The organism is Thioalkalivibrio sp. ALE16, from assembly GCF_000381305.1.
In the GTDB taxonomy this organism is placed as follows: Bacteria; Pseudomonadota; Gammaproteobacteria; order Ectothiorhodospirales; family Ectothiorhodospiraceae; genus Thioalkalivibrio.
The window spans coordinates 23,919-47,669 of the sequence record NZ_KB906367.1 but is presented as its reverse complement, the minus strand read 5'-3'; the positions used below and the strand labels follow the sequence as shown (position 1 = coordinate 47,669).

At 66.9% G+C, this 23,751-nt stretch carries 24 protein-coding genes and 1 pseudogene; 6 read left to right on the top strand and 19 right to left on the bottom strand.

From position 1 onward, the window contains the following. Window positions 1-341: 341 nt before the first annotated feature. The 4 genes from dnaJ to hrcA form a co-directional block, all read right to left on the bottom strand. Window positions 342-1,490, bottom strand: coding sequence for a molecular chaperone DnaJ (gene dnaJ, locus F627_RS0111565; RefSeq protein WP_018876097.1), 1,149 nt, complete (start codon window positions 1,488-1,490; stop codon window positions 342-344). Between the two features lie 121 nt (window positions 1,491-1,611). Then, window positions 1,612-3,543, bottom strand: a complete 1,932-nt coding sequence (gene dnaK, locus F627_RS0111560) for a molecular chaperone DnaK (protein ID WP_018865767.1) — start codon at window positions 3,541-3,543, stop codon at window positions 1,612-1,614. Between the two features lie 137 nt (window positions 3,544-3,680). Then, window positions 3,681-4,265, bottom strand: coding sequence for a nucleotide exchange factor GrpE (gene grpE, locus F627_RS0111555; RefSeq protein WP_018865768.1), 585 nt, complete (start codon window positions 4,263-4,265; stop codon window positions 3,681-3,683). A 120-nt stretch (window positions 4,266-4,385) separates the two neighbouring features. After that, window positions 4,386-5,444 carry a heat-inducible transcriptional repressor HrcA gene (gene hrcA / locus F627_RS0111550; RefSeq protein WP_019584105.1) on the bottom strand — a complete coding sequence of 353 codons (1,059 nt, stop codon included), beginning with the start codon at window positions 5,442-5,444 and terminating at the stop codon, window positions 4,386-4,388. 400 nt (window positions 5,445-5,844) lie between these two features. On the opposite strand from hrcA, the gene F627_RS0111545 reads away from it, so the two are divergent. Both F627_RS0111545 and recN read left to right on the top strand, forming a co-directional pair. Further along, complete coding sequence (locus tag F627_RS0111545; protein ID WP_018865770.1) at window positions 5,845-6,723, top strand: NAD(+) kinase; 879 nt, start codon at window positions 5,845-5,847, stop codon at window positions 6,721-6,723. Between the two features lie 7 nt (window positions 6,724-6,730). Beyond that, window positions 6,731-8,392, top strand: coding sequence for a DNA repair protein RecN (gene recN / locus F627_RS0111540; protein ID WP_019584104.1), 1,662 nt, complete (start codon window positions 6,731-6,733; stop codon window positions 8,390-8,392). A 98-nt stretch (window positions 8,393-8,490) separates the two neighbouring features. Here the strand turns inward: recN and F627_RS0111535 are convergent, their stop codons facing one another. The 4 genes and pseudogenes from F627_RS0111535 to F627_RS16590 form a co-directional block, all read right to left on the bottom strand. Continuing rightward, on the bottom strand, window positions 8,491-8,973 hold the full coding sequence (locus F627_RS0111535; RefSeq protein ID WP_019584103.1) for a gamma-glutamylcyclotransferase: 483 nt from the start codon (window positions 8,971-8,973) through the stop codon (window positions 8,491-8,493). Between the two features lie 8 nt (window positions 8,974-8,981). Beyond that, the gene (locus F627_RS0111530; protein ID WP_018865773.1) at window positions 8,982-9,494 is read right to left on the bottom strand and encodes a YcgN family cysteine cluster protein; all 513 of its coding nucleotides are present in this window, start codon (window positions 9,492-9,494) and stop codon (window positions 8,982-8,984) included. Continuing rightward, window positions 9,487-10,188 carry a hypothetical protein gene (locus tag F627_RS0111525; protein ID WP_019584102.1) on the bottom strand — a complete coding sequence of 234 codons (702 nt, stop codon included), beginning with the start codon at window positions 10,186-10,188 and terminating at the stop codon, window positions 9,487-9,489. The genes F627_RS0111530 and F627_RS0111525 overlap by 8 nt, the downstream gene beginning before the upstream one ends. Before the next feature lie 120 nt (window positions 10,189-10,308). Next, window positions 10,309-10,551, bottom strand: a pseudogene (locus tag F627_RS16590) (DnaJ domain-containing protein); the annotation flags it as partial. A 156-nt stretch (window positions 10,552-10,707) separates the two neighbouring features. On the opposite strand from F627_RS16590, the gene F627_RS0111520 reads away from it, so the two are divergent. The 3 genes from F627_RS0111520 (at window position 10,708) to F627_RS0111510 (ending at window position 12,635) form a co-directional block, all read left to right on the top strand. After that, window positions 10,708-11,838: a hypothetical protein gene (locus F627_RS0111520; protein WP_019584101.1), complete on the top strand. Its 1,131-nt coding sequence runs from the start codon at window positions 10,708-10,710 to the stop codon at window positions 11,836-11,838. A gap of 90 nt (window positions 11,839-11,928) precedes the next feature. Then, the gene (locus F627_RS0111515; protein ID WP_018865776.1) at window positions 11,929-12,144 is read left to right on the top strand and encodes a hypothetical protein; all 216 of its coding nucleotides are present in this window, start codon (window positions 11,929-11,931) and stop codon (window positions 12,142-12,144) included. Between the two features lie 53 nt (window positions 12,145-12,197). Beyond that, entirely contained in the window at window positions 12,198-12,635 is a 438-nt protein-coding gene (locus F627_RS0111510; protein WP_018865777.1) for a hypothetical protein, read from the top strand. A gap of 249 nt (window positions 12,636-12,884) precedes the next feature. Here the strand turns inward: F627_RS0111510 and F627_RS0111505 are convergent, their stop codons facing one another. Next, on the bottom strand, window positions 12,885-13,562 hold the full coding sequence (locus F627_RS0111505) for a tetratricopeptide repeat protein (protein ID WP_019584100.1): 678 nt from the start codon (window positions 13,560-13,562) through the stop codon (window positions 12,885-12,887). A 206-nt stretch (window positions 13,563-13,768) separates the two neighbouring features. Here F627_RS0111505 and F627_RS0111500 point away from each other — a divergent pair, with 206 nt between their 5' ends. After that, window positions 13,769-14,023, top strand: a complete 255-nt coding sequence (locus F627_RS0111500; protein WP_018881219.1) for a hypothetical protein — start codon at window positions 13,769-13,771, stop codon at window positions 14,021-14,023. Window positions 14,024-14,119: 96 nt separating this feature from the next. Here F627_RS0111500 and F627_RS0111495 read toward each other — a convergent pair whose 3' ends face one another. The 10 genes from F627_RS0111495 to soxX all read right to left on the bottom strand — a co-directional run bounded on the left by F627_RS0111495 (window position 14,120) and on the right by soxX (window position 23,677). Then, entirely contained in the window at window positions 14,120-14,308 is a 189-nt protein-coding gene (locus F627_RS0111495) for a hypothetical protein (protein ID WP_018876089.1), read from the bottom strand. A gap of 229 nt (window positions 14,309-14,537) precedes the next feature. Further along, window positions 14,538-16,676, bottom strand: coding sequence for a TonB-dependent receptor domain-containing protein (locus F627_RS0111490; RefSeq protein WP_019584099.1), 2,139 nt, complete (start codon window positions 16,674-16,676; stop codon window positions 14,538-14,540). 233 nt (window positions 16,677-16,909) lie between these two features. After that, window positions 16,910-17,083, bottom strand: a complete 174-nt coding sequence (gene hemP, locus F627_RS16585; RefSeq protein WP_018865782.1) for a hemin uptake protein HemP — start codon at window positions 17,081-17,083, stop codon at window positions 16,910-16,912. Beyond that, window positions 17,080-17,496 (bottom strand): biopolymer transporter ExbD, encoded by a 417-nt coding sequence (locus F627_RS0111480; protein WP_018865783.1) that lies wholly within the window; start codon window positions 17,494-17,496, stop codon window positions 17,080-17,082. The genes hemP and F627_RS0111480 overlap by 4 nt, the downstream gene beginning before the upstream one ends. A gap of 3 nt (window positions 17,497-17,499) precedes the next feature. Then, window positions 17,500-18,249 carry a MotA/TolQ/ExbB proton channel family protein gene (locus tag F627_RS0111475; protein WP_018865784.1) on the bottom strand — a complete coding sequence of 250 codons (750 nt, stop codon included), beginning with the start codon at window positions 18,247-18,249 and terminating at the stop codon, window positions 17,500-17,502. A gap of 42 nt (window positions 18,250-18,291) precedes the next feature. Beyond that, window positions 18,292-19,224 (bottom strand): energy transducer TonB, encoded by a 933-nt coding sequence (locus tag F627_RS16580; protein WP_231370153.1) that lies wholly within the window; start codon window positions 19,222-19,224, stop codon window positions 18,292-18,294. A 272-nt stretch (window positions 19,225-19,496) separates the two neighbouring features. Continuing rightward, window positions 19,497-19,979, bottom strand: coding sequence for a peptidylprolyl isomerase (locus F627_RS0111460; RefSeq protein ID WP_018865786.1), 483 nt, complete (start codon window positions 19,977-19,979; stop codon window positions 19,497-19,499). A gap of 105 nt (window positions 19,980-20,084) precedes the next feature. Further along, entirely contained in the window at window positions 20,085-21,995 is a 1,911-nt protein-coding gene (htpG, locus tag F627_RS0111455; protein ID WP_019584096.1) for a molecular chaperone HtpG, read from the bottom strand. Next, a complete protein-coding gene (locus F627_RS0111450) occupies window positions 21,992-22,900 on the bottom strand; it encodes a 23S rRNA (adenine(2030)-N(6))-methyltransferase RlmJ (RefSeq protein ID WP_019584095.1) in 909 nt (302 codons plus the stop codon). Before F627_RS0111450 ends, htpG begins: the two co-directional genes overlap by 4 nt. A 90-nt stretch (window positions 22,901-22,990) precedes the next feature. Beyond that, entirely contained in the window at window positions 22,991-23,677 is a 687-nt protein-coding gene (gene soxX / locus F627_RS0111445; RefSeq protein WP_018876084.1) for a sulfur oxidation c-type cytochrome SoxX, read from the bottom strand. Between the last annotated feature and the right edge of the window lie 74 nt (window positions 23,678-23,751).

The following is a 23,751-nucleotide window of genomic DNA, read 5'->3' as shown; positions in this document are numbered from 1 at the left end:
CGTATCCGACACGACACTGACCACGAGCACTCACCCACAATCCCTGCCTTTCTCCGTGAACCCTGTGGCCTGCGTGGTGACCCCGCCCTCAGTCTTTCCTTCGTGTCTTCGTGCGCTTCGTGGTCAGCCAACCGCCCTTGACCTGACACACCGGAACCGCCTGTCCCTGATGCACCCCCAACGCTCAGAAGGCCGCGTTGCCACGAGCACAGGTGCGGGAATCACCACGCGGCAAGAGGGAGCCCGTGAGTGAGCGGTCGGGGCTGGCCGTCGTTCTAACGCAACAGGCCCCGGTTTACACCGGGGCCTGTGCGGAACCGCGAACGCGTTTCGGGAAGGGGCTATTTCGACCAGAAGTTCAGGTCCTCGAAGAAGCCCTTCACCCCGTCCACCCAGGACTGCGCCTGCGGACTGTGCTTGGTCCCACCGGCCTGGGTGGATTCCTCGAACTGGCGCAGGAGCTGCTTCTGCTCCTTGGTCAGGTTGATCGGCGTCTCCACCACCACGCGGCAGATCAGGTCGCCGACGGCACCGCCGTGCACCGACTTCACGCCCTTGCCGCTGACCCGGAACTGCTTGCCGGTCTGCGTCTCCGCGGGGACCTTCAGCTTGACCCGGCCGTCCAGCGACGGGACCTCCAGCTCGCCGCCAAGGGCGGCGGTCGCGAACGACACCGGCACCTCGCAGTGCAGGTCCGAGCCCTCGCGCCGGAACAGCTTGTGCGGCTTGACCCGCACCTGCACGTAGAGATCACCCGGCGGGCCACCATTCATGCCGGCCTCGCCCTGGCCGGCCAGACGGATGCGGTCGCCCGAGTCCACACCGGCCGGGATCTTCACGTCCAGGGTGTTCTGCTCCTGCACCCGACCCTTGCCGTGGCAGGACTTGCAGGGGCTGGAGACGATCTTGCCGGAGCCCTCGCAGCGCGGGCAGGTCTGCTGCACCGAGAAGAAGCCCTGCTGGATGCGTACCTGCCCGACCCCGTTGCAGGTCGGGCAGGTCTCCGGCGAGGTCCCCGGTTCGGCGCCGGAGCCGTCGCAGGCCTCGCAGGACACCGTGGTCGGGATGCGAATCTTGACCTCGGTGCCGAACACGGCTTCCTCGAGCGTCAGGTCCAGGTTGTACTGCAGGTCGGAGCCCCGGTAGGCGCGCTGACCGCGGCCGCCTCCACCACCCCCGAAGATATCGCCAAAGATATCCTCGAAGATGTCGCTGAAGTTGGAGGCCCCGGCCCCGCCGCCGAAGCCGCCGGCCGAACCGTCCACGCCGGCATGGCCATAGCGGTCGTAGGCCGCACGCTTCTGATCGTCGCTGAGGACGTCGTAGGCGGCGCGCGCCTCCTTGAACTTGGCCTCGGCCTCCTCGTCCCCCGGGTTGCGGTCGGGGTGGTACTTCATTGCCAGGCGGCGAAAGGCCTTCTTGATATCGGCGGCCGAGGCGTCCTTGGCGACGCCCAGCACCTCGTAATAGTCGCGTTGTGACATGGTCATTTCCAGGTAGATCGTTCGCGCGAACGCGGAGTGCCTTCACGCAAACGCCCGGAGGTACCGTGTACCCCGGGCGTGGCGTGTGGTCGAAGTCCGGCGGCGCCAAGGCGCCGCCGGACGGGCATCAGCCCTGCTTCTTCTGGTCGTCGTCGACTTCCTCGAACTCGGCGTCCACGACATCGTCGCCCTGCTGGCCGCTGTCGGCCTGCTCGGCACCGGCCTCGCCCGCGGCGTCCGCGTTCTGGGCATAGGCCTTCTCGGCCAGCTTGCCGGAGGCCTCGGCCAGCTTCTGCGTGGCCTGTTCGATGGCGTCGGCGTCCTCGCCTTCCATCGCGGTCTTGACCTCGGCCACGGCCGACTCGATCGCGGAGCGCTCGTCGTCGGAGACCTGGTCGCCCAGATCCTTCAGCGACTTCTCGGCGGAGTGCACCAGGGCATCGGCCTGGTTGCGTGCCTGGACCAGCTGCTGGAACTTCTTGTCTTCCTCGGCATGCGCCTCGGCGTCCTTGACCATCTGTTCGACTTCCTCGTCGGACAGGCCGGAGGAGGCCTTGATCACGATCTTGTTCTCCTTGCCGGTCGCCTTGTCCTTGGCCGAGACGTTCAGGATGCCGTTGGAGTCGATGTCGAAGGTGACCTCGATCTGCGGCACACCGCGCGGCGCGGCCGGGATGTCCTGCAGGTCGAAGCGACCCAGCGACTTGTTGGCGCTGGCCATGTCGCGCTCGCCCTGCAGCACGTGCACGGTCACCGCGGTCTGGTTGTCCTCGGCGGTGGAGAACACCTGGTTGGCCCGGGTCGGGATGGTGGTGTTCTTCTCGATCAGCTTGGTCATCACGCCGCCCATCGTCTCGATGCCGAGCGACAGCGGGGTCACGTCCAGCAGCAGCACGTCCTTGACGTCGCCGCCCAGCACGCCGGCCTGCACGGCGGCGCCGACCGCAACGGCCTCGTCCGGGTTCACGTCCTTGCGCGGCTCCTTGCCGAAGAACTCCTGCACCGCTTCCTGCACCTTGGGCATGCGGGTCTGGCCGCCGACCAGGATCACGTCGTCCACCTCGGAGGCGGACAGGCCGGCGTCCTTCAGCGCAACCTTGCACGGCTCGATGGAGCGCTTGACCAGGTCCTCGACCAGGCTCTCCAGCTTGGCGCGGGTGATCTTCAGCGCCAGGTGCTTCGGCCCGGTGTTGTCGGCCGTGATGTACGGCAGGTTGACCTCGGTCTGCTGGCTGGAGGACAGCTCGATCTTGGCCTTCTCGGCGGCCTCCTTCACGCGCTGCATCGCCAGCGGATCGCCCTTGATGTCGATGCCCTGGTCCTTCTTGAACTCGTCGACCAGGTAGTCGATCAGGCGATTGTCGAAGTCCTCGCCACCCAGGAAGGTGTCGCCGTTGGTCGCCAGCACCTCGAACTGGTGCTCGCCGTCCACCTCGGCGATCTCGATGATCGAGACGTCGAAGGTACCGCCACCCAGATCATACACGGCGATCTTGCGATCCCCGCGCTGCTTGTCCATGCCGTAGGCCAGCGCGGCCGCGGTCGGCTCGTTGATGATGCGCTTGACCTCGAGCCCGGCGATCTTGCCGGCGTCCTTGGTCGCCTGACGCTGGGAGTCGTTGAAGTAGGCCGGGACGGTGATCACCGCTTCGGTGACCTCCTCCCCGAGGTAGTCCTCGGCGGTCTTCTTCATCTTCTGCAGCACGCGCGCGGAGATCTCCGGCGGGGCCATCTTCTTGCCCTGCACCTCGATCCACGCGTCGCCGTTGTCGGCCTTCACGATGCTGTAGGAGACCAGCTTGATGTCCTTCTGGACCTCGCCTTCGTCAAACTTGCGGCCGATCAGTCGCTTGGCCGCGAACACAGTGTTCTGCGGATTCGTGACCGCCTGGCGCTTGGCGGACTGGCCGACCAGCACCTCGCCGTCGTCACTGAACGCGACGATGGACGGGGTGGTGCGGGTGCCTTCCGCGTTCTCGATGACCTTGGCCTGGTCGCCTTCCATCACGGCGACGCAGGAGTTGGTGGTCCCGAGGTCGATACCGATGATCTTGCCCATGATTGAAATCTCCTGATGCGAAAAAGTGGCGCTGCAGAGCGTCGTTCTCTGCCAACTTGTACGGGAATCTGGGGGCCCGGGCCGGGTTTTCAAGGGGCGATATCCGAGCCGCCCCCTGATCCGCCCGGGTAGCCGGGTCAGGCGCTTTCGTCGATGTTCGGCGAGGTCGGTGCCTTGGAGACCACCACCATGGCCGGGCGCAGTACGCGGTCCTGCAGCATGTAGCCCTTCTGCATGGTCGCCACCACCGTGTTCGGCGGGTGCTCCGGGTCTTCCTGCATGGACATCGCCTGATGGCGCTCCGGGTCGAAGCGCTGGCCGGTCGGGTCCTCGGCCTGGATGCCGAACTTGTCGAAGACCTTGGTCAGGTTCTTCAGGGTCAGCTCGGCCCCCTCGATGATGCGCTCGACATCCTGGGTCTCGCGGGCCGCCTTCAGCCCCATCTCCAGCGAGTCGCCGACCTCCAGCATCTCGGAGGCGAACTTTTCCATCGCGTATTTGTGCGCGTTCTCCAGCTCGCGCTCGAAGCGCCGGCGCTGGTTCTCCAGTTCCGCCTGCGCGCGCAGGGCCTGGTCACGCCGTTCCTCGGCCAGGGCCTCGAGCTCCTGCAGCCGTGCCTCGGTATCGCCCTCGCCGGGGTGGTCGCCATCGGCCTCGGGGGCCGCCTCGTTCCCGGTCTCGAGCTCTTCCGGTTGTTCCTGGGGTTCCCGCTGTTCCGACATGCTGGCCTCGCGAATCAATGAAAAGTGAAACCGCCCGCCGGGTCGCCAGCCGGCAGGCGGGGTATTCGGGTTGACTACGGGGACTGTGGGGGCATCCGTCCGGGTTTCAAGGGCGGCCCGCTACTTCGGGTCGCCCGGCGGCTGATCGCCCAGGGCCGAGCCGAGCAGACGCGCGGTCACGTCCACGATCGGGATTACCCGGTCGTAGGACATGCGCGTGGGTCCGATGACCCCCAACACGCCGACCACCTCGCCATCCACACTGTAGGGCGCAGTCACCACCGAGCAGTTCTCGAACCAGTCCAGCCCGGACTCGCGGCCGATGAAGATCTGCACGCGGTCGCTGCGAATGCACTGGTCGAGAATCCCGAGGATCTCCTGCTTTTCGTTGAAGGCCTCGAGCAGCTGGCGCAGGCGCTCCATGTCCGCCAGCTCCTCGTAGCCGAGAAGGTGAGTCTGGCCGGCCACGACCACGTCGTCCGGGTCCTCGTCACCGACCGCCTTCTCGCCCAGGTCGATCGCGGCCAGCATCATCGCGTCCAGGTCGTCGCGCACGTCGCGCATCTCGCGCAGCAGCTCGGCCCGCACCGCGTGCAGGCTCTTGCCCGCCAGATGGGCGTTCAGATAGTTCGCCATGCGCTGCAGCTCGTCCTGGCCGAAGTCGCGCTCCAGCTCCAGCACGCGGTTCTGCACTTCCTTGCCGTCGATGACCAGGATCGCGAGGATGCGTCCCTCGCCCAGGCGCAGAAACTCGATCTGGCTCAGCGCGACGTTGCGATGCCGCGGCAGGCGCACCATCCCGGCCATGCGCGTGACCCGCGACAGCAGGTTGCTGGTGGTGTCCATCAGATCCTGGGTACTGGCATTCGGGTCGAAACCGGACTGGATCGCGCGCACCTCCTCCGGGGAGGGGTTGCGCACCTCCAGCAGGCTGTCCACGAACAGCCGGTAGCCGGCCGGCGTCGGGATGCGCCCGGCCGAGGTGTGCGGCGCATGGATCAGGCCCATGTCCTCGAGGTCCGCCATCACATTGCGCACGGTGGCCGCGCTCACGCTGAGCCCGGAGGTGCGGGCCAGGGTACGCGAGCCGACGGGCTGGCCGTCCCGGATGTAGCTCTCGATCAGGGTCCGCAACAGGGTACGGGCCCTGGCGTCCAGATTGATGAAAGCGTTTTCCATGGGTCGTCAGCGCTCCACTCGGTCGAGTGCCAGAAGGTACCAGTCTTGGATGGTGCCGGAATCGGGTCAAGGGAAACACTGATGAATGTATGCGTTCGCGCTCGAGTCGCTTTTGCGTGCGAACAAGGCGCGGCGACCGCCGTGCAGTCATTCTGCACAAGGGAGCCGCAACGCCGTGCGCGCTCAAAAGCGGCCGAGCCCCTTCAGGGTTGGCGCCTCATGTTCCCCGATCCTGCGTTGCGGCCCGAATCAGTCAACAACGGGCCGGTAGAACCACTACCGGCTGCGCACCGCGCCTGATCTCGGAAAACATGAGGCACCAACGCGAACGCATACATTCATCAGTGTTTCCCTGGAAACCCCGGGTGCAGTCGCGGTCCCTTTTCCGGATAATGCCGGCATGATGCCAGACTTCAACAAGGTCGGGCTGGTCGGCAAGACCAGCGATTCGCGCACCGCCCCGCTGGTCGCCACGCTGGTCGGTCTGCTCCAGGAGCGCGGCCGCCAGGTCTTCATGGAACAGGAGATCGACGGCTTCGAGCGTCCGGAGCGGGTCGGGCTCCTGCCGCTGGAGGAGCTGGCCAGCGCGGTCGATCTGCTGATCGTCATCGGCGGCGACGGAACCCTGCTGGCCACCGCCCGCAAGGTCGCCGATGCCGACACGCCGCTGCTGGGGATCAACCTGGGTCGCCTGGGATTTCTCGTGGATGTCTCCCCGGACACCGCCCCGGAGGAACTGGGCGAGGTCCTGGACGGGGCCTTCGAGCGGGAGCCGCGGGCGATGCTGGAGGCCGAGCTGATCCGCGACGGGGTCACCATCCACCACGGGATCGCGCTGAACGACGTCGTGGTCCATGTACTGAGCGTGGTGCGCATCATCGAGTTCGACACCGCGATCGACGGCATGGACGTCGGCCGGCTGCGCGCCGATGGCCTGGTGGTAGCCACGCCCACGGGTTCTACCGCCTACGCCCTGTCCGCCGGCGGGCCGATCCTGACCCCGCAGCTGGACGCGATGGTCATGGTCCCGGTCTGCCCGCACAGCCTGAACCACCGCCCGCTGGTGGTCAGCGGCCGCTCCACGGTGGAGATCCGCCTTTCCAGTGGCAGCCGTTCCCCGGCCCAGGTCGCGCTGGACGGACAGGAGAACGTGGACTTCGCCCCGGGCGACCTGCTGCGCATCCACCGTCGCGAACAGGCCCTGACCCTGATCCATCCCCGCGAACACCACTTCCTGCGCGTGCTGCGAACCAAGCTGCGCTGGGGCGAGCAGCCCTGATCCCGCCATGCTGCGACTGATCAGCATCCGCGACTTCGCGATCATCGACCAGCTGGAACTGGAGCTGGACACGGGCCTGAGCGCCCTGACCGGCGAGACCGGGGCCGGCAAGTCCATCCTGATCGACGTAATCGGCCAACTGCTGGGCGACCGCGCCGACGCCGGCATGGTGCGGGAGGGGGCCGAGCAGGCCGACCTGTCCGCGGAGTTTGCCCTGCCCGGGCAGGGCCCGGCCGGCACATGGCTGGCCGAGCAGGATCTTGCGGACCCCGACGACGACGCGGTGCTGCTGCGCCGGGTCCTGACCCGCCAGGGCAAGAGCCGCGCCTGGATCAACGGCCGCCCGGTCGCGGTCGGCCAGCTGCGCACATTGGGCGAGTGGCTGGTGGACATCCACGGCCAGCACGCCCATCAGCAGCTATTGCAGCGCGACACCCAGCGCCTCTGGCTGGACGGCTTCCTCGAAGGCGACCGGGTCTCCCACGTGCGCGAGGCCCACACGGCCTGGCGCGAGGCCGCCCGCGCGCTGGAGCAGGCCCGCGAGAGCCAGGCCGACACCTCCGACCGCCTCGACCTGCTGCGTTTCCAGACCACCGAGCTGGCCGAACTGGCCCCGGTCCAGGACGAATACCCGCAACTGCTGGCCGAGCAGAACCAGCTCGCCCACGGCACCGAGGTGCTGAGCGCGCTGCAGACCGCCAGCCAGCAGATCGAGGACGACGCCGGCGTCGATGCCCAGATCGGCCATGTGCTGCACGCGCTGCAGGACGCCGCGCAGCACGACGAACGGGTGAACCCGACGCTGGAGCTGCTGGAGTCCGCGCGCATCCAGATCACTGAGGCCGGCGACACCCTGCGTCGGCTGGCCGACGGCATCGAACTGGACCCGGAACGCCTGGCCGAGCTGGACCAGCGCGTCGGCGAGTACCTGCGCCTGGCGCGCAAGCACCGGGTCGATCCCGAGGCCCTCCCGGGCCTGCACGACGAACTGCAGACCGAGCGGGACGCCCTGGAGAACGGCGACCAGACCCTCGAGGCCCTGGAGGCGCGCGAACAGGAGACCCGTACCGCCTTCGACTCGGCTGCCAAGGCGCTGAGCAAGGCCCGCCAGCAGACCGCCAAACGCATCGGCCAGGCGGTCACCGACACCATGCAGGAGCTGGGCATGGCCGGCGGCCACTTCGAGATCGCGATCGAGCCCGCCGACAAACCGCAGGCGCACGGCGTGGATCACATCGAGTTCCGCGTCGCCGCGAACCCCGGCTCCGCCCCGCAGCCGATGGCGAAGGTTGCCTCCGGCGGCGAGCTCTCGCGTATCGGGCTCGCGCTACAGGTGCTGGCCAGCCAGCAGCAGACCGTACCCACGCTGATCTTCGACGAGGTCGACAGCGGCATCAGCGGCGCGGTCGCCGAGGTCGTCGGGCGCAAGCTTCGCACCCTGGGCGAGCGCCATCAGGTCCTGTGCGTGACCCATCTGGCCCAGGTCGCCGCCCAGGCCCACCAGCAGCTGGAGGTGCAGAAATCGCACGGCAAGGACGGCACCCGCACTGCCATCCAGCCGCTGGACGACGAGCGCCGCGTCGAGGCCCTGGCCCGCCTGATCGGCGGCACCCAGCTCACCGAGACCACCCGCACCCACGCCCGCGAACTCCTGTCCTCCGCCGGTTAGTCCAGCACGAGGGCCACAAAGGACAACACGCAGGATGCGATGAGCGCAGCGGATCGTGGAGCGGGCGCTACAGGATCACCACCGCTGAACCATGCGGTTCAGGACCGCGCCGGCCAGATGCCGTCCGCCAGATGGCGCGCACCGGGTGGCAGACGCGGCATCCAGTAGACCCAGAGGGCCGAGGGACCATCCTCGGTCCAGGCGGGCACCAGGGCCCGGCGATACTCCCCGCGGCCGTCCGGGCGCACACCCTCCAGGGCGTCGACGCGCGGCAGGGCCCGCGGCGGATCGGGCAGGCGAATCCACTCGCCGTGCACAAGCTCCTGCGCCGCATCCGGGGCTGATGGCGCGAGCCCCCGGAAGCGGCGCTGGCGCCCCGCGTCACGGGCCGGGTCCTGCCCGGCTTTCAGCAGAATGCTGTCGGCGGCAATCTGCACGGCGGGGTAGCCCACGGGTAAGTCATATAGCGACCCGACAATGGTCGCGGTGCGAATCCGGAGGGCGCTGGAGCAGAACGCCCGGTGGTTGGCGAAGCCCCGCTTCAGCGTCCCGTACACGAACAGGTCGACGAATCCCGCCATACCGATGGCTACTCCTGCGGGAAACGCACTACCGGGCGCCACAGGCGCGCGGACTCCGGCACCTGGCCGGGCCAGTCGACCACGTAGTCGATCAGGGGGAGGTCGGGGGCATCACACTCGCGGATGACCCGGCCGGCCACCGAGACGCGGGCGCGCTTGACCGTCTCCGGATCGCCCGTCAGCAGAGGGTGCCAGGTCGGCAGCGGGTGGCCCTCGAAACGCAGGCGATAGGCACAGGTGGGCGGCAACCAGTGATAGTGGGGCAGGTCCTTTCGGGTCAGCTGGATGCAGTCCGGCACGAAGTCCCGGCGGTTGGCGTAGTCCGAGCAGAAACCGGTCTCGCAGTCGAGCAGGTCGCAGGCCAGCCAGGTAAAGGCCAGCTCGCCCGAGTCTTCGTCTTCCAGCTTGTGCAGGCAGCAGCGCCCGCAGCCGTCGCACAGGGCCTCCCACTCTTCGTGGCTCAGGGTCTCGAGCGGGCGCTCCCAGAACGGGCGGGCATCCGGCGCGGCCGATTCACTCATGATCCCCGTAGTCCTCGCCCAGGCGGCGGCGCCCTTCGTCGCGCAGGCGTTCCACGGTCTGTCCCCAGCGCTCCTGGGTCACGTAGTGCATCAGCACACGCCCGCGGCGCGGGACCAGGATGGCCAGCCCGTCCTCGGGGTAGAGCCAGTAGCTGTGATCGGAGTCCATGCGCAGGCGCTCGCGCGGCTCGCCAAAACGCTGGGTAATCAGGTCCTCGGTCCAGTGGGCGCGCGGGATGTAGCTCATCTCGACGATCGCGACGTTGCCCAGCGATGTCAGGGCGTCGTCGCTCAGTCCGTAGCGCCGGGCCCCGCTGGGCATCGGCCGCTCGGACGTTGTCTCGGCCTCGATCCGGTCCAGCGCCGCCTCATCCAGATCCGGGCGCAGGATCAGGTTGGCCTCGAACGGCGGAATGCGCGCGTTCACGTAGTAGGCCTCCACCGAACGCGAACCGTCGGCATCCACGAACAGGCGGATATCCGGCACCGGCAGGCGGCCCATCAGGTCGGCCATGGTGGTCTCGCCCAGCACGATGCCCAGCACCCGCGTGCGCTGGCGATCCCCTACCTCGATCTGCCACGGAAGGTCGGAGAACTGCTGACTGCGCATGCCACCCGGGTTGGAGTAGACCCACATGGCCAGCGCCAGGATGACCCCCATCGCCACCAGCCCGATGATCCAGCGTATGCGCATTCCGCGCCCAGGATCATCACTCTTCGAATCAGCCATCTGCCCGAAGGAATCGTCTTTCGCATTCTCCCGATTTTCGGTGGATAAACCTTTCTCCGAGCGATCTATATTTGAGACTTGCCTGCCTGAAGGCCGATCCACATCAGTCTCCCCTGAAAGCATGTAATCGTACGCTGCGCGCTTCTCTGCATCCACGAGTGTCTCGTAAGCCGCTTGAGCTTCTTTGAACTTGGATTCAGCAGTTTCACTACCAGGGTTCCGGTCCGGGTGATACTTCATCGCGATAGATCTAAACGCCGCCTTTATCTCGTGCGTTAATGCGTCAGAGTGGACACCCAACACTTGGTAGTAGTTGCTCTTCCCCATGTCTTGTTCCTTCTGAGCGCAGCTACGCATTCAGCTAACTGAGGGCGCTGAGATTAACGGGCATGTGAATCAACGGTCATAAACATCAGCGTGGCGGGCACTGTGCGGCGCCTCGTATAATGCGACGCTTGCCCGACCACCGGATACCAGCCCGCCATGTTCGCACGTTTGTCTGCCTGGATCACCGCCCGCTCCGTCCCCGGCGAAAGCATCGGACGCATCCTGATCCTGGCCCCGCGGGCCACCCTCGTGACCGCCGCCGACTGGCTGCAGGAACTCGCCGCGGGCGGCGGCCCCATCGCGCTGGGCGTAACCGACTGCCGCCAGGACCGCGAGGCCGAGGGCCTGATCGAGGGCGTGCCGGCGCTGGCCATGCATCCCGAGCTGGCCACGACCCGCCTGGGCCGTCTGCAACCGCGGGCCGTCGTGGTCATCGGCCCGCTACAGGCCGGGGATCATGACTTGGGGCCGGCCCTCGATACGCTCACGGCGCCCCGCATCTGGGTCAACGCCGCGGGCGATGGCGCAACCCGCACACAGTGGGATGCCGTGTTCGCCGTGCGCGAGGGCGCCCGGGACGGCGCCGAGGTGATCGGCGATCCGATCGCCGGCGCGGTGGAACTGCCAGCCCCACCGGAAGGCGACGCCGGATTCTGCGAACGTTTTCGCGAGTACCACGAGAAGGGTCATCCGATCCTGCTGGCGCCCAATACCGGCCCCGGCGAGGAGGCCTTCGCCTTCGCCGTATTGTTCGCAGTACTTCGCAAGAGCGCGGCCATCCTGCTGCTGGCACCCGCCGACCCGGCGCGCCACGAGCCGGTCTATCGCGACGCGATCAAGTACTCGCTGCCGATCATCCGCCACAACCGCTTCATGACCTCCTTCGTGCCGCGCAAGAACCGCGTCTACTACATCGAGGACCCGGAGACCCTGCACGCCGCCTACACCTGCGCCGACATAACCCTGCCGGGTGGCACCCTGGCCGCCAGCGAGACCCCTCCGGACCTGGGTCTGCCACTGGCCTGTGGCAGCGCGGTCATCTGCGGCCCGGCGGAGCATGAACGCCACCCGGATGCCGCCACGCGACTGCGTATCGCCGCCGAGCACACCGGCCTCGTCGCTCGCGGCGAGGACCCCGAGCAGGTGGCCGACGAGGTGCTCGCGCGCCTCGCGGAGGGGATCGACCCGGCGGCACGGCGCGCACGCCTCGCTGAATGGCAGTCCCGCCAGTCCGGCGCACGCGCCGCGGTGCACGCCCGCCTGCAGGCCCTGCTCGGGCCCGCCTGACCCGGCGCGGAGCCGCCGGGCGGTGAAATGCAACTAACTGATCTATAATCGGGTCAACGAGTTACAGGATTGCCGGACAGGTTCACGCACATGATCGACGCCAGCCACTCCCTCGCGGGCATCCAGAAGGGCATGACCAGCATGCGCCAGCAGGCCCACACGGTGGCCACCGAGAACGCGGGCAGTCGCGAGAGTATGGGTGCCCAGGTGGGCATGATCGCCAGCCAGAATCAGGTCGAGGCCTCGGTGAAGACCCTGCAGGCCGAGGACCGGATGATTGGCTCGTTGCTGGACGTACGCGCCTGAATCCGGGCAACGCCTGAGAACACGACCTACCAGGAGGCTCGCCGAGTTACGCGATGGAAGTCCCGGTCACCAACCCGTCTGCTGCGGTACCGGTCGGCACACGCCCGACCGGCAGCGACCGGCTGGGCCTGGGGCAGCTCTCCACCCCGGCCGATTTCGATCGCCCGCTGAACGACCCCGAGGCCGGCGAGGCCCGCCGCCCGATCGAGGATCGCGCGGAACAGGACGAGAACCGCCGCGGCGATGCCGAACAGGACCAGGGCCTGGCCTTCCCCCCGCGCTCGGAACAGGAGATGGCCTCGCGGGCCCGGGTCGCGGCCCAGATCGAGGCCTTCCGCAGCAGCGGCAATGACGCCGAAGGGGCCGCGGCGCCGGATGGTGGCGTGCTGGGCGGCGTCGGTGTCGAGGCCCTGCGCCGCCGCGTGGAACTCGCGGTCAGCCTGGCCGGGCCGGCCGAGGAGCCACGCCGCGAACTGAACGTGGTGGTCTAGCCCTCCGCGGAGCGCACGAAGAAGGTCCACAGCGCTTCACAGGAAGGCCCGGAAGATCGGAAGAAGCGCGTTGGGGTCATGACGCAGTGCCCTCAGTCCCTGCGTGACACGCCACCCCCACGCTCTCGTCATCCCGAACACCAACAGCACCGATCAGCCGTAATCGCGAGGCGCGCAGCGCCGTGGCGATCGGCTCGCGAGCTCCCGGCGCTTCCTTCAGGTTGCATCCCTGACAGGCGGCCGTGCCGGCTACTGCAGGCGCGGCGCTGCCTTGGCCTGTGCCTGGTTCTGCAGCCACTCCTGGGCGCGTTCGCCCGCGTGCAGGCGCTCGTCGGGGCTCAGCTCGCGCGCCACGCGCTCGCGGTAACGCGCCGCGCTCGCAATCCCCATCTCCGCCGCGATCGCATACCACTTGAACGCCGACACATCGGAGCGTTCCACGCCCTCGCCCATCGCGAACAGCCGCGCGAGATTGGCTGCACCGCGCCCCTCGCCGGCCTCGGCCGCCAGCAGATACCACTGGGCCGCCTGTTCCGCATCCTGCGGCAGGCCCCGGCCCTCGTCGAACTTGAGCCCCAGGTTGAACATCGCCTGGGCATTCCCGCGCTCCGCGGCAATATGGAACCAGCGGGCCGCCTCGTTGGGGTTCGCCTCCAGGCCGTCCCCCTGCTCGAACAGGACGGCCAGGTTGAAGGCGGCATCCGGGAACCCGGCCTCGGCCGAACGCTGATACCACTGCGCGGCCTCGAGGGGATCCCGCGGCAGGTGCTGTCCCTCGTCCAGCAGGACCCCCAGGTTGAAGGCGCACTGCGGGTCCCCGGCCTCGGCCCCCTGCCGCCAGAGGGTCATCGCGGCAGCGTGTTCGCCGCGGGCCCAGGCATTGCGAGCCTGCTCCAGGAGAGATTCTTGCGAAGAGGATTGCGCCATCACTGCCGTCCGGAATTGCCTTTGTCTCACTCTAGCGACCCCGCGAAGGGCCGTCGACAAACCGCACGAGGATGCGTGACAGAAACCACGCCCCGGGCGAAACGCAAAGCTGTGATGAATTTCCCGAAACACCGGAGGGGGCTCAAGGGTCGAGAGGTGTGAACGCAGTTGCGCGTTTACATCCACCTCAATGGACAGGAGTTTCCATGAAGCATTCCACCAGGATCCTGGCCGCCGCGGCCATCGCACCCTTTGTACTTCTGATGGGCTGCTCCGACGGCGACATGGGCATGGACGAGTTCGAGGAACAGCAGATGCAGGAACAGCCCGAGGGGGGTGAAGGCGGCATGCAGAGCGCCCCGCCACCCGAAGGGAGCATGCAGGAGCCGCCGCAGGACGGCGAGATGCAGCAGCCCCCGTCCGATGGCGGCATGGAACCGGAGGGTGACAACAACTTCTGACCCTCGGGCGCCCCGCCGGGGCGCCCCCTCCGAATCAACCAAAAAAGCCCCGGCACGCGCGGCGTGCCGGGGCTTTTTGTTTCGGGTCAGCCGGGATCAGTTGCTGAAGGTATCCTCCATCTCGTCCCCGGCATCCTCCATCGCGTCGCCAGCATCGTCCATGGCGTCGTCGATGTTCTCGCCGGCCTCTTCCGCCGGGCCCTGATTGTCACAGCCCGCGAGGGTCGCGCTGCCCAGCGCCATCATCAGGGCAAGCATCAGAATCGTCAGTCGTGATTTCCACATGGTGTTCTCCTTTACCGTTGCAGTCCGTTCCGGATCATTCCCTACGCACGGGCGGATCACCCGCCGTCGGGACACTCGGCTCTAAGGCCCGGTTGAGCGCCGTTGGTTCGATTCGTTCGGCCCCTGCGCCTGCAAACTGTGATGCACACCCGCGGAAACCGATCCATAAAAAAGGCCGCGGACAACGCCGCGGCCAATCGGAGGCACATGCAAACCCCGTTCGGGGGTCTCAGAAGCGGTGCTTCAGGCCCACCGAGAAGGTGCGCGGCTCATTGGGCCGGGCCCCGTCCGGATACCGCGAGATGATGCTCTGCTCGTCCAGCACATTGGTGGCGCGCACGAACAAGTCGGTATCCTTGCCCAGCGGATATCGGCTTACCAGGTCCAGCGTGGTCAGCGACTCGGTGCGATTGAAGCCGCCCGACGCACGATTACAGCCGTCACTGCTGCAGGTCTCGTCGATGTACTTCAGGATGGCGTAGTTGTTCCAGCCACTGCCATGCTCGAGCCCCGCGCGCAGACTGAACTGGTGACGCGGGATCGCCTGCAGGCGGTCTCCCTTCTGCACACCGGAAACCGCGTTGTCCGCGCTGTATTCGGCGCTGGTGTAGGTATAGCTAGCCTCCAGCGGCGCCCGGAAACGGCCGAGATCCATGCTCGTGGACGTACGCAATTCCAGACCGGAAATCACCGCCTCTCCGGTAGTGAACGTCCCGGAGGTGGATCCGTCCGAGCAGGGCGTGGCGATCGAGCAGTTCTGCACGAAGTCGGAGAAATCGCTGTAGAAGCCGATGGCCTCGACGAAGGCGTTATCACCCTGATAACGGGCACCCAGTTCCCAGTTGGTGCTGGTTTCCGGATCCTGTTCCTCGGTCGCACCGCCGCCCAGGGGGGCAAATCCCCGGTGTACGCCGGCAAGGACCTGCCAGCGATCCGTCACGTCATAGGTAAGCGAGGCCCCGGGCAACCAGATGCTGCTCGAATTGGAACGCCGGGAGTCCACAACCGTGCGCTGCGCGTCGCCGTATTGAGTACGCGAGGTCTCGACGTCCTCGTAGCGCAGCAGGAGGTTGGCGGTCAGCCGATCGTTCACGTACCACTCGTCGGCCACCCAGAAACTCCAGGCCTTGGCATCCTCGAACCGGTTGTTGCTGCCCGTCGGCTGGATCGTATCCTGGTAGACCAGCGAGCCGTTCACCTGGTCATAGATATCATCCGGCTGGAACCGATCCATCTCGTCCTGATGATAGCGGGCACCCGCGCGCAGCCAGTGGTCCCCGAAGTCCATGCTCAACTCGGTCTGGACACCCTCGGAGACATACTCGCGGTTGTTGTTGCGATACGTCAGGTCCGCAACATCCTCCTCGCCCCGGAGGATCCGCTGCGCGGTGGCATCCCCCTGGTTGGCGTCGTCGATAAACGCACTGCCGCCACCAAGTTTGAACCAGTTACGCGCGAACTCGTTGCGGTACAGGGTGGTGGTCATGCGTACGCGATCCGACCAGTCGATGTCGTGCGTCAGGCTCAGCCCGAGGTGATCGTTATTCATCTGGTCGATCTCGGAAAGGCCGTATCGCCGGTTGGGGTCCCGCGCGAAATCCTCGTCGGTCAGACCGAGGTAGGTCTCGTTCGAGGTCTCCTCCGAATACTGGATCTTGGTCTCGATGCTCTGGCGCTCACCCTCCCAGCGCAGTTTTCCGACATAGTCCTGGATGTCGTACCCGGTATCCCGGTTGCTGCGATCGATGTCCTTGAAACCGGCCCCGTCCCGCTGGACCGTCTCGATCATGTAGCTCCAGTCGCCGGAACGGTCGCCAAACATGGCATGCACATCGGTGCCGCCGCGATCGTTCACCACCGCCTCGATGGACCCTTCACGTTCGCGGGGGAGTGGCGTGGACACCAGGTTGATCACCCCCCCGGTCGTCTGGGGGCCATGGCGCAGCAATGGCGCTCCCTTCAGTACCTCGATCTCGTGGATCCGCTTGGCGGTCGGGAAATAGTAGGCCGCCGGGTTGGAATACGGGGCCGGGGCGATCAATACGTTGTCCTCCATCAGCGTCACCTTGCTGCTGCGCCCCGGCGGCGCCGCCCGGATACCGATATTCGGCCGCAGGCCCGCGCCATCCTCCTCTCGGACATAGACGCCGGGCACCGTCTTGAGCGCCTGATGGATATCGGTGGTCCCTTCAGTTTCCAGTTGGTCACGCCCGACAACGGCCGCTGAACCGGGCAGCCGCTGCGTCGCGGTCACATCCCCGAGAATCTGGACCGGTGCAAGCCGGGCCTCGGGTTCGGGGACTGTCCCTGGGTCGGCTTCCTGGGCATGGAGCGCGGGAATGCCCGCGACCCCGGCGATCGCGAGCACGATCGCCCGCCGTTTCCAGGCGCCGTGGATGGGCGAACGCGTTGATCGCGGTTCGGTTCGGTGGGTCGGCTGGTGGTTTCGAGCCATGGTGGTCTCCCTTGAATAGCCAGTATCAATACCGCCCGGACGTCGAGACGCCGCGGATCGGTGACGGATTGGAGGCTGGCTGAGGGAGGGGCTCCCCTGGCTGGCAGGTGTCACGGTACGGACCGTGACGGGTGTTTCGTGTGGTTCTACTTGGTCAGGATCAGCTTGTCGTTCGCGGTGCGGCGCAAGGTGTACCACTCGCCACGGTGGCAGATGCGGATCTGCCGCGCGGGTCCCAGCAACTGTTCGCTGGCGATCTCGCGCGGGCCCGTCTGCTCGCGGGCGGCGGGCTTGACCGATTCAGAAGAGCCGGAATTCATCGTTCCCCCTCCGGTTCGGAGACGAAGGCCATGCGGCCCACCCCGGACTGGCGCACCTCGGCCATCACCCGGGCCAGCCGCTCGTAGCGGGTGTCGCGGTCCGCGCGCAGGTAGATCGCGACGTCCGGTTGTGTCTCGAGCACATCGCGCAGGCGCGTCGGGAGCTGCTCCAGCGCAATCGGCTCGTTGTTCCAGTAGAGATCGCCACCCCCGTCCAGCGCCAGGGTGACGCTTTCGGGCAGTTCGTCCACCGGCTCGCTGGTGGCCTGGGGAAGATCCAGATCCACCGAGTGTGTGATCACCGGCGCGGTGATGATGAAGATCACCAGCAGCACCAGCATCACATCCACCAGCGGGATCACGTTCATGTCCGACATCGGCTCGTTGGAATCACCCATGCGTCCGAAGGCCATCGCTCATACCCCCTGATGCAGGCCGTCGTCCGGCAGCGCATGCGGATCGGTACGGCGGTCGCGGGCCTGGCGTGCATTGCCCGGCATCAGGTCGGAGTGCATCAGCAGGGCATGCACATCATGCGCGAAGGCCTCGAAATCCTGGTGCAGCAGACGCTGGGAACGATTGAAGATATTGAAGAATGCGACCGCCGGAATGGCCGCGGCCAGACCGGCGGCCGTCGCCACCAGGGCCTCACCGAGCGGCCCGGCGACCAGGTCCATGGATACCGACGACTCCTGCGAGATGTCGATCAGCGCGCCGTGGATCCCCCAGACCGTACCCAGAAGCCCGACGAACGGTGCCAGCGCCCCGACCGAGGCGAACACGATGTTGCCGGCCTGCATGCGCAACAGCTGGCGGTCCATCGCCTGGCGGATTCGGCGCACCACGTGGTCGTCCAGACGCTGCTCGGCCTTGTCCGAGCCATCCCGCACACCGCGATAGTCGTCGAACGCCGCGAACGCCTCCTGGCCGATCGCCGCCAGCGGACCGCGCTGATCACGGATCGCATCGTGAAAGGCCGGCGCCGTCTGGCTCGCATCGAAGGCCTCCAGCGTCGCGCGGTTGTCGCGGCGCACACCGAACAGCGTGAACAGCTTGCTCGCGGCAATCGCCCAGGTCGCCACCGACATCACCAGCAGGACCAGGAAGACCGCGATCAGCACCGGGTCGCCATGGCGAAACACGTAGAAAACATCGAACTCGTTCATGCAGTCATCCTCGACGGCGCCCCTGCGGCGGGGCTCACGCGTTTATCGAATCGAAAATTCCATTGGCACCAGGACCACGCCCTCCACCGCGCGGCCGCCACGGCGCGCCGGCTCGAACTCCCAGTGCTCGATCGCTGCCTGAGCGGCCTCGTCCAGACGCCGGTGGCCACTGCTCTCCTCCACCGACCAGTCCAGCGGCTGCCCCTGCGCGGAAACCCGGACCCGCAGGAGCACGGTCCCCTCCTCGCCACGACGCAGCGAGATCCGCGGATAGTCGGGCGGCGGATTGCTCAGGTAATCCGCCCCGAAACCCGGCTCCTCGAAGGGCTCGTCCTCCTGCCCCGCCGGCCCACTGGCGGTCGCGCCCGTCTCCGCCTCCTCGACCCGCTCCGGGGTGAATCCGGCCGGCTCTGGTTCCGGCTCTGGTTCCGGCTCTGGTTCCGGCTCTGGTTCCGGCTCTGGTTCCGGCTCTGGTTCCGGCTCTGGTTCCGGCTCTGGTTCCGGTTCTGGCTCCGGCTCCGGCTCCGGCTCCGGCTCCGGCTCCGGCTCTGGCTCTGGCTCTGGCTCTGGCTCTGGCTCTGGCTCTGGCTCTGGCTCTGGCTCTGGCTCTGGCTCTGGCTCTGGCTCTGGCTCTGGCTCTGGCTCTGGCTCCGGCTCTGGCTCCGGCTCCGGCTCTGGCTCTGGTTCCGGTTCCGGTTCCGGTTCCGGTTCCGGTTCCGGTTCCGGTTCCGGTTCGTCCAGTGTCTCCACAACGGCCTCGGGTTCAATCGCCGGCTCGCCCGGCAGGACGCTATCCAGATCGACCCAGTGGGCCTCCATGCCACCGCCCCGGGTGCCTATGGATTCCGGCTCGGCATCGCGCATGACCCAAAGCGAACCCAGCACTCCGGCATGCAGCGCGAAGCTGGCGGCCACCCCCAGCGCCAGCGTTCGCCGGCGTCCGGGGGGAGTTGTGTTCGTACGTTTGGCCATCATCGAGCACGCTCGCTGCAAGGACTGGACACCTTCAGCCGGGTCCGGTGATCGTGGCGGGCGCGGAGGATGATCCGGTCGCCGTTGCCATCAACGGAGGGCACCCTATACGGAATGAGAATGGTTTGCAATATCACTATCGGAAATGAAGCCCCGAGCACGGCACATCGGGCGGGCCCGGAACGAAAAAACCCGCCCCGGCGGCACCGGAGCGGGTCGGACTGGCGAGCCTTCACGCCTCGTGGTCAGGCCAGCGTGGCGCCGGCCCGGCACGCTCAGTGCTGGTGACCGCCCTCGCCATGGGCGTGGCCGTGCTCCAGCTCTTCGGCGGAGGCCTCGCGGACCTCGACGATCTCGACGTCGAAGTTCAGGGTCTCGCCGGCCAGCGGGTGGTTCCCGTCGACCGTGGCGGTATCGCCCTCGACCTTGGTCACGGTGACGGTCAGCGGGCCGTTTTCGGTCTGCGCCTGGAATTGCATGCCCGGCTCGACGGATTCGACGCCCTGGAACGCATCCATCGGGATCTCCTGGACCATGGCATCGATCTTCTCGCCATAGCCTTCTGCCGGGGAGACCTTGGCCTGGACCTTGTCACCGGCGGCCTTGCCTTCCAGCTCCTTCTCCAGGCCCGGGACGATCTGGCCGTTCCCGTGCAGGTAGGCCAGCGGCTCGCGGCCTTCGGAGCTGTCGATCTTCTCGCCAGCGTCGTTGGTCAGGGTGTAGTGGATGGCCACCACGGCGTTCTGCGCGACTTGCATGGGCTTTGCCCTCTTAATACATGAACTTGTAAGGGTAACGCGGAACACGGCCGCGCGTCAGGTCCACCCGCCGGCGATACGGTTTCCGGCGGGTGGCCAATCGGGTCAGGCGGCCTTCTGCAACAGGAGGCGATTGAGCCGCGCGACGAACCCGGTCGGGTCCTCCAGTTGCCCGCCTTCGGCCAGCAGGGACTGCTCGAACAGCAGCGAGGCGAGGTCGTTGAAGTCGTCTCCTTCGGCGGCCTTCAGACGCTCGACCAGGGGGTGCCCCGGGTTGACCTCCAGTACCGGCTTGCCGGAGAAGGTCTCCTGGCCGGCCTGCTTGAGCAGTTCCTGCAGGTACAGCGCCATCTCGTGCTCGCCGAGCACGATGCAGGCCGGAGACTCCACCAGCCGCCGCGAGGCGCGCACACTGTCGACCCGATCGCCCAGCGCCTGCTGCAGGCGTTCGGGCAGATCGCCCAGATCGTCGTCGCCCGCCGGCTCGTCGCTACCACTCTTCGGGTCTGCCTCCTCGCCGATGATCTTGTCGAGGTCCAGGTCGCCCTTGGCAACATTCTTGATCGCCTTGCCATCGAACTCGCGCAGGTGCGACAGCAGCCATTCGTCGACCCGGTCGGACAGCAGCAGCACCTCGATCCCGTGCTTGCGGAACACCTCCAGATGCGGGCTGTTGCGCGCGGCGGAGGCATTATCGGCGGTGATCACGTAGATCGCCTCCTGACCGTCCTTCATGCGCTCGATGTAGTCCGCCAGCGCCACGTTCTGGGTGTCGTCACTGTTTTGGGTGCTGGCAAAGCGCAGCAGCTTCGCGATGGTCTCCTCATTGGCGAAGTCCTCGCCGGGGCCTTCCTTCAACACCCGCCCGAAGTTCTTCCAGATCTCGGCGTATTTCTCGGGTTCGTTGTCGGCGATGGACTGCAGAAGCCCGAGGATCTTCTTCACCGAGCCGGAGCGGATCGAGTCGACCAGGCGGTTGTCCTGCAGGATCTCGCGCGAGACATTCAGCGGCAGGTCAGCCGAGTCCACCACACCGCGCACGAAGCGCAGGTAGTTGGGCAGCAGCTTTTCCGCGTCGTCCATGATGAACACGCGCTTCACGTAGAGCTTGACCCCGTGACGGGCATCGCGGTCCCACAGGTCAAACGGGGCCCGCTTCGGGATGTAGAACAGCGTCGTGTACTCCTGGCGCCCCTCGACGTGGTTATGCGTCCAGGCAATCGGATCCTCGAAGTCGTGCGCGACGTGCTTGTAGAACTCGCGGTACTCCTCGTCGCTGATCTCGCTCTTCGAACGGGTCCACAGCGCGCTGGCGCGGTTGACCGTCTCCCATTCGTCGGTCGGGTTGCCCTCGTCATCCGACTTGCGCATGCGGATCGGGAATGCCACATGATCCGAATACCGCCCGATGATGTGGCGCAGGCGCATGGGCTCGAGGAATTCGTCGGCGTCTTCCTTCAGCGTCAACGTAATCTCGGTGCCAGCCTCGGTGCGCTCGCAGGCGGTGATGGTGTATTCGCCGTCGCCCCGTGACTCCCAGCGGGTACCCGCATCCGGCTCACTGCCGGCGCGGCGGGTCTCCAGGCGCACCTCATCGGCCACGATGAACGAGGAATAGAAGCCCACCCCGAACTGGCCGATCAACTGCGAATCCTTTTTCTGGTCCCCGGTCAGCTTCTCGAGAAACGCCTTGGTGCCGGAACGGGCGATGGTCCCGATATGTTCGACCACCTCCTCGCGGGACATGCCGATGCCGTTGTCGCGCACCGTCACCGTGCGCGCCTCCGGATCCACCTCGACGTCGATCGCCAGCTCCGCCGGCTGCGGAATCGCCTCCGGCTGGGCCAGGGCCTCGAAGCGCAGCTTGTCACAGGCATCGGCGCCATTGGAGATCAGCTCGCGCAGGAAGATCTCGCGATTGGAGTACAGCGAGTGGATCATCAGCTGCAGGAGCTGACTGACCTCGGTCTCGAAGCGGCGGGTCTCGGGTTGCGGTGCGGTCTGGGTTTCGCTCATGGCCTGCTGGTCCCTTGATTGATCTCGACACGTCGCAAGGTAGGGTCGCCCGCGCCGTTTTCAAGGACAGCAGCCTGGTAAAGCCCACCGGCACCCTCCGGATCCAGGACCTGCCACACCGGCGCCAGCAGCTCGGGGAGATGCGTCTCCAGCTGCCACGGGGGCCGCAGCACCAGCATCCCGGAACCCGCCAGCCCCATGTGGCGTTCGGGGTCGGGTGCGATGCGCAGCTCGCTGGCCAGCCACGGATCCTCCAGTTCGGCTCTCAAGTGCTCGCGCATCGCGTGATCCGGCCGGCCCGCGAGGATCGGATACCAGATCAGGATGATCCCCGTGTTCCAGCGACGGCGGATCGTGGTCACCATCTCGGCCACTTCGCGATACTCGGCCCCGCGCTCGTAGGAGGGGTCCAGCAAGGCCAGGCCACGGCGCGGCTCCGGGGGAAACAAGGCCCGCGCGGCCTCGCGCGCGTCGCGTTTGTGCACGTGACAGCGCGGATCCCCCGCCAACCGCGCCCGCAGACGTCCGTATGCCTCGGGATGCAGCTCGCAGGCGATCAGTTGATCGCGTTCGCGCAGCCGCGCCTGGATCAGCAAAGGGGATCCCGGGTACTCCGTCAGACGCGGGAGCCGGGGCTGCATAGACCGCAGCGTGCCGAGAAACTCCCGCACGCCGGAGGGCAAGGGCTTTTCCGTCGCCCACAGGCGGGCGATACCGGCCGCGGCCTCGTCGGTCTTGCGCGCCCGCGCACCGGTCAGGTCGTACCCGCCGGCACCCCCGTGCAGGTCCAGTGCCACGAAGGGCTTGTCGCGACCGCGCAGGGATTCCAGAACCTGCCAGAGGACCAGGTGCTTGTGCACATCGGCGAAATTGCCGGCGTGATAGTCGTGTTGGTAGCTGAGCATGCGTCCCTCAAACAAAAAGCCACCGCGAGCGTACCCGCGGTGGCTCAAGAAGGGCAGCCGATAGCGACCGCCCTCGACCGTGTGACCGGTTTACTGGTTGACCGGAGACTCCGGGTCCAGCAGATACGCCATCACGTGCGCGATCTGCTCTTCGGTCAGGAAGTTGTTGTGGCCAAAGCGCGGCATCTTGGTGCACGGGAAGTACTGGTGGGGGTTGGACACCACCTGATGCACGTAATTCACGACCGAGCTGTCGGTTCCACGGGTGGCCCCGTAACCCGCCAGGCTTGGGCCCAGCGTGCCGTAGAGCTCCTCGGCTGGATCCATCTGGTGGCAGGCATAGCAGTTGCCGCCCGGCTCGCGGGTACCGTGGTCGTCATTGCGATGACCGATCCGATAGCCGTAACCGGAACGCGCCAGCTCGGCACCCCGACGCCAGTTCCCCAGGCGCGGGCCGCCCGGCGGCTCTTCGTAGCTCTCGCGCGCCATCGCGATGACCTCGCCGGCCGTATCGGCATCCGGCTCGCCTTCGAGCGAACAGGCCGCCTGGATGCCATCCTGGACCATACGGTCCCGGGCTGATCCACCCTCCTGTGCCTCCTGCTCGAAGCTGTAGCTGTCCGTCTCCAGCACGAGGTATTCCGCATACTCTTCGGCGGTCATCGCCGTAATATCGACTTCGCCGCCTCGCTCGCCCATCCAGCCGTCGCAGCCTGCAATCAGCGCCGTCGACGCCACGATGGCCAAGCTCGCCCCCACTGTCTTGTTACTGAGCATCCCTGATATCTCCTCTTGCGTCGGCTGTTGCCGCTTCTTGCCCGCGGTGAGACCAGCGCCTCAAGGCATTCAGC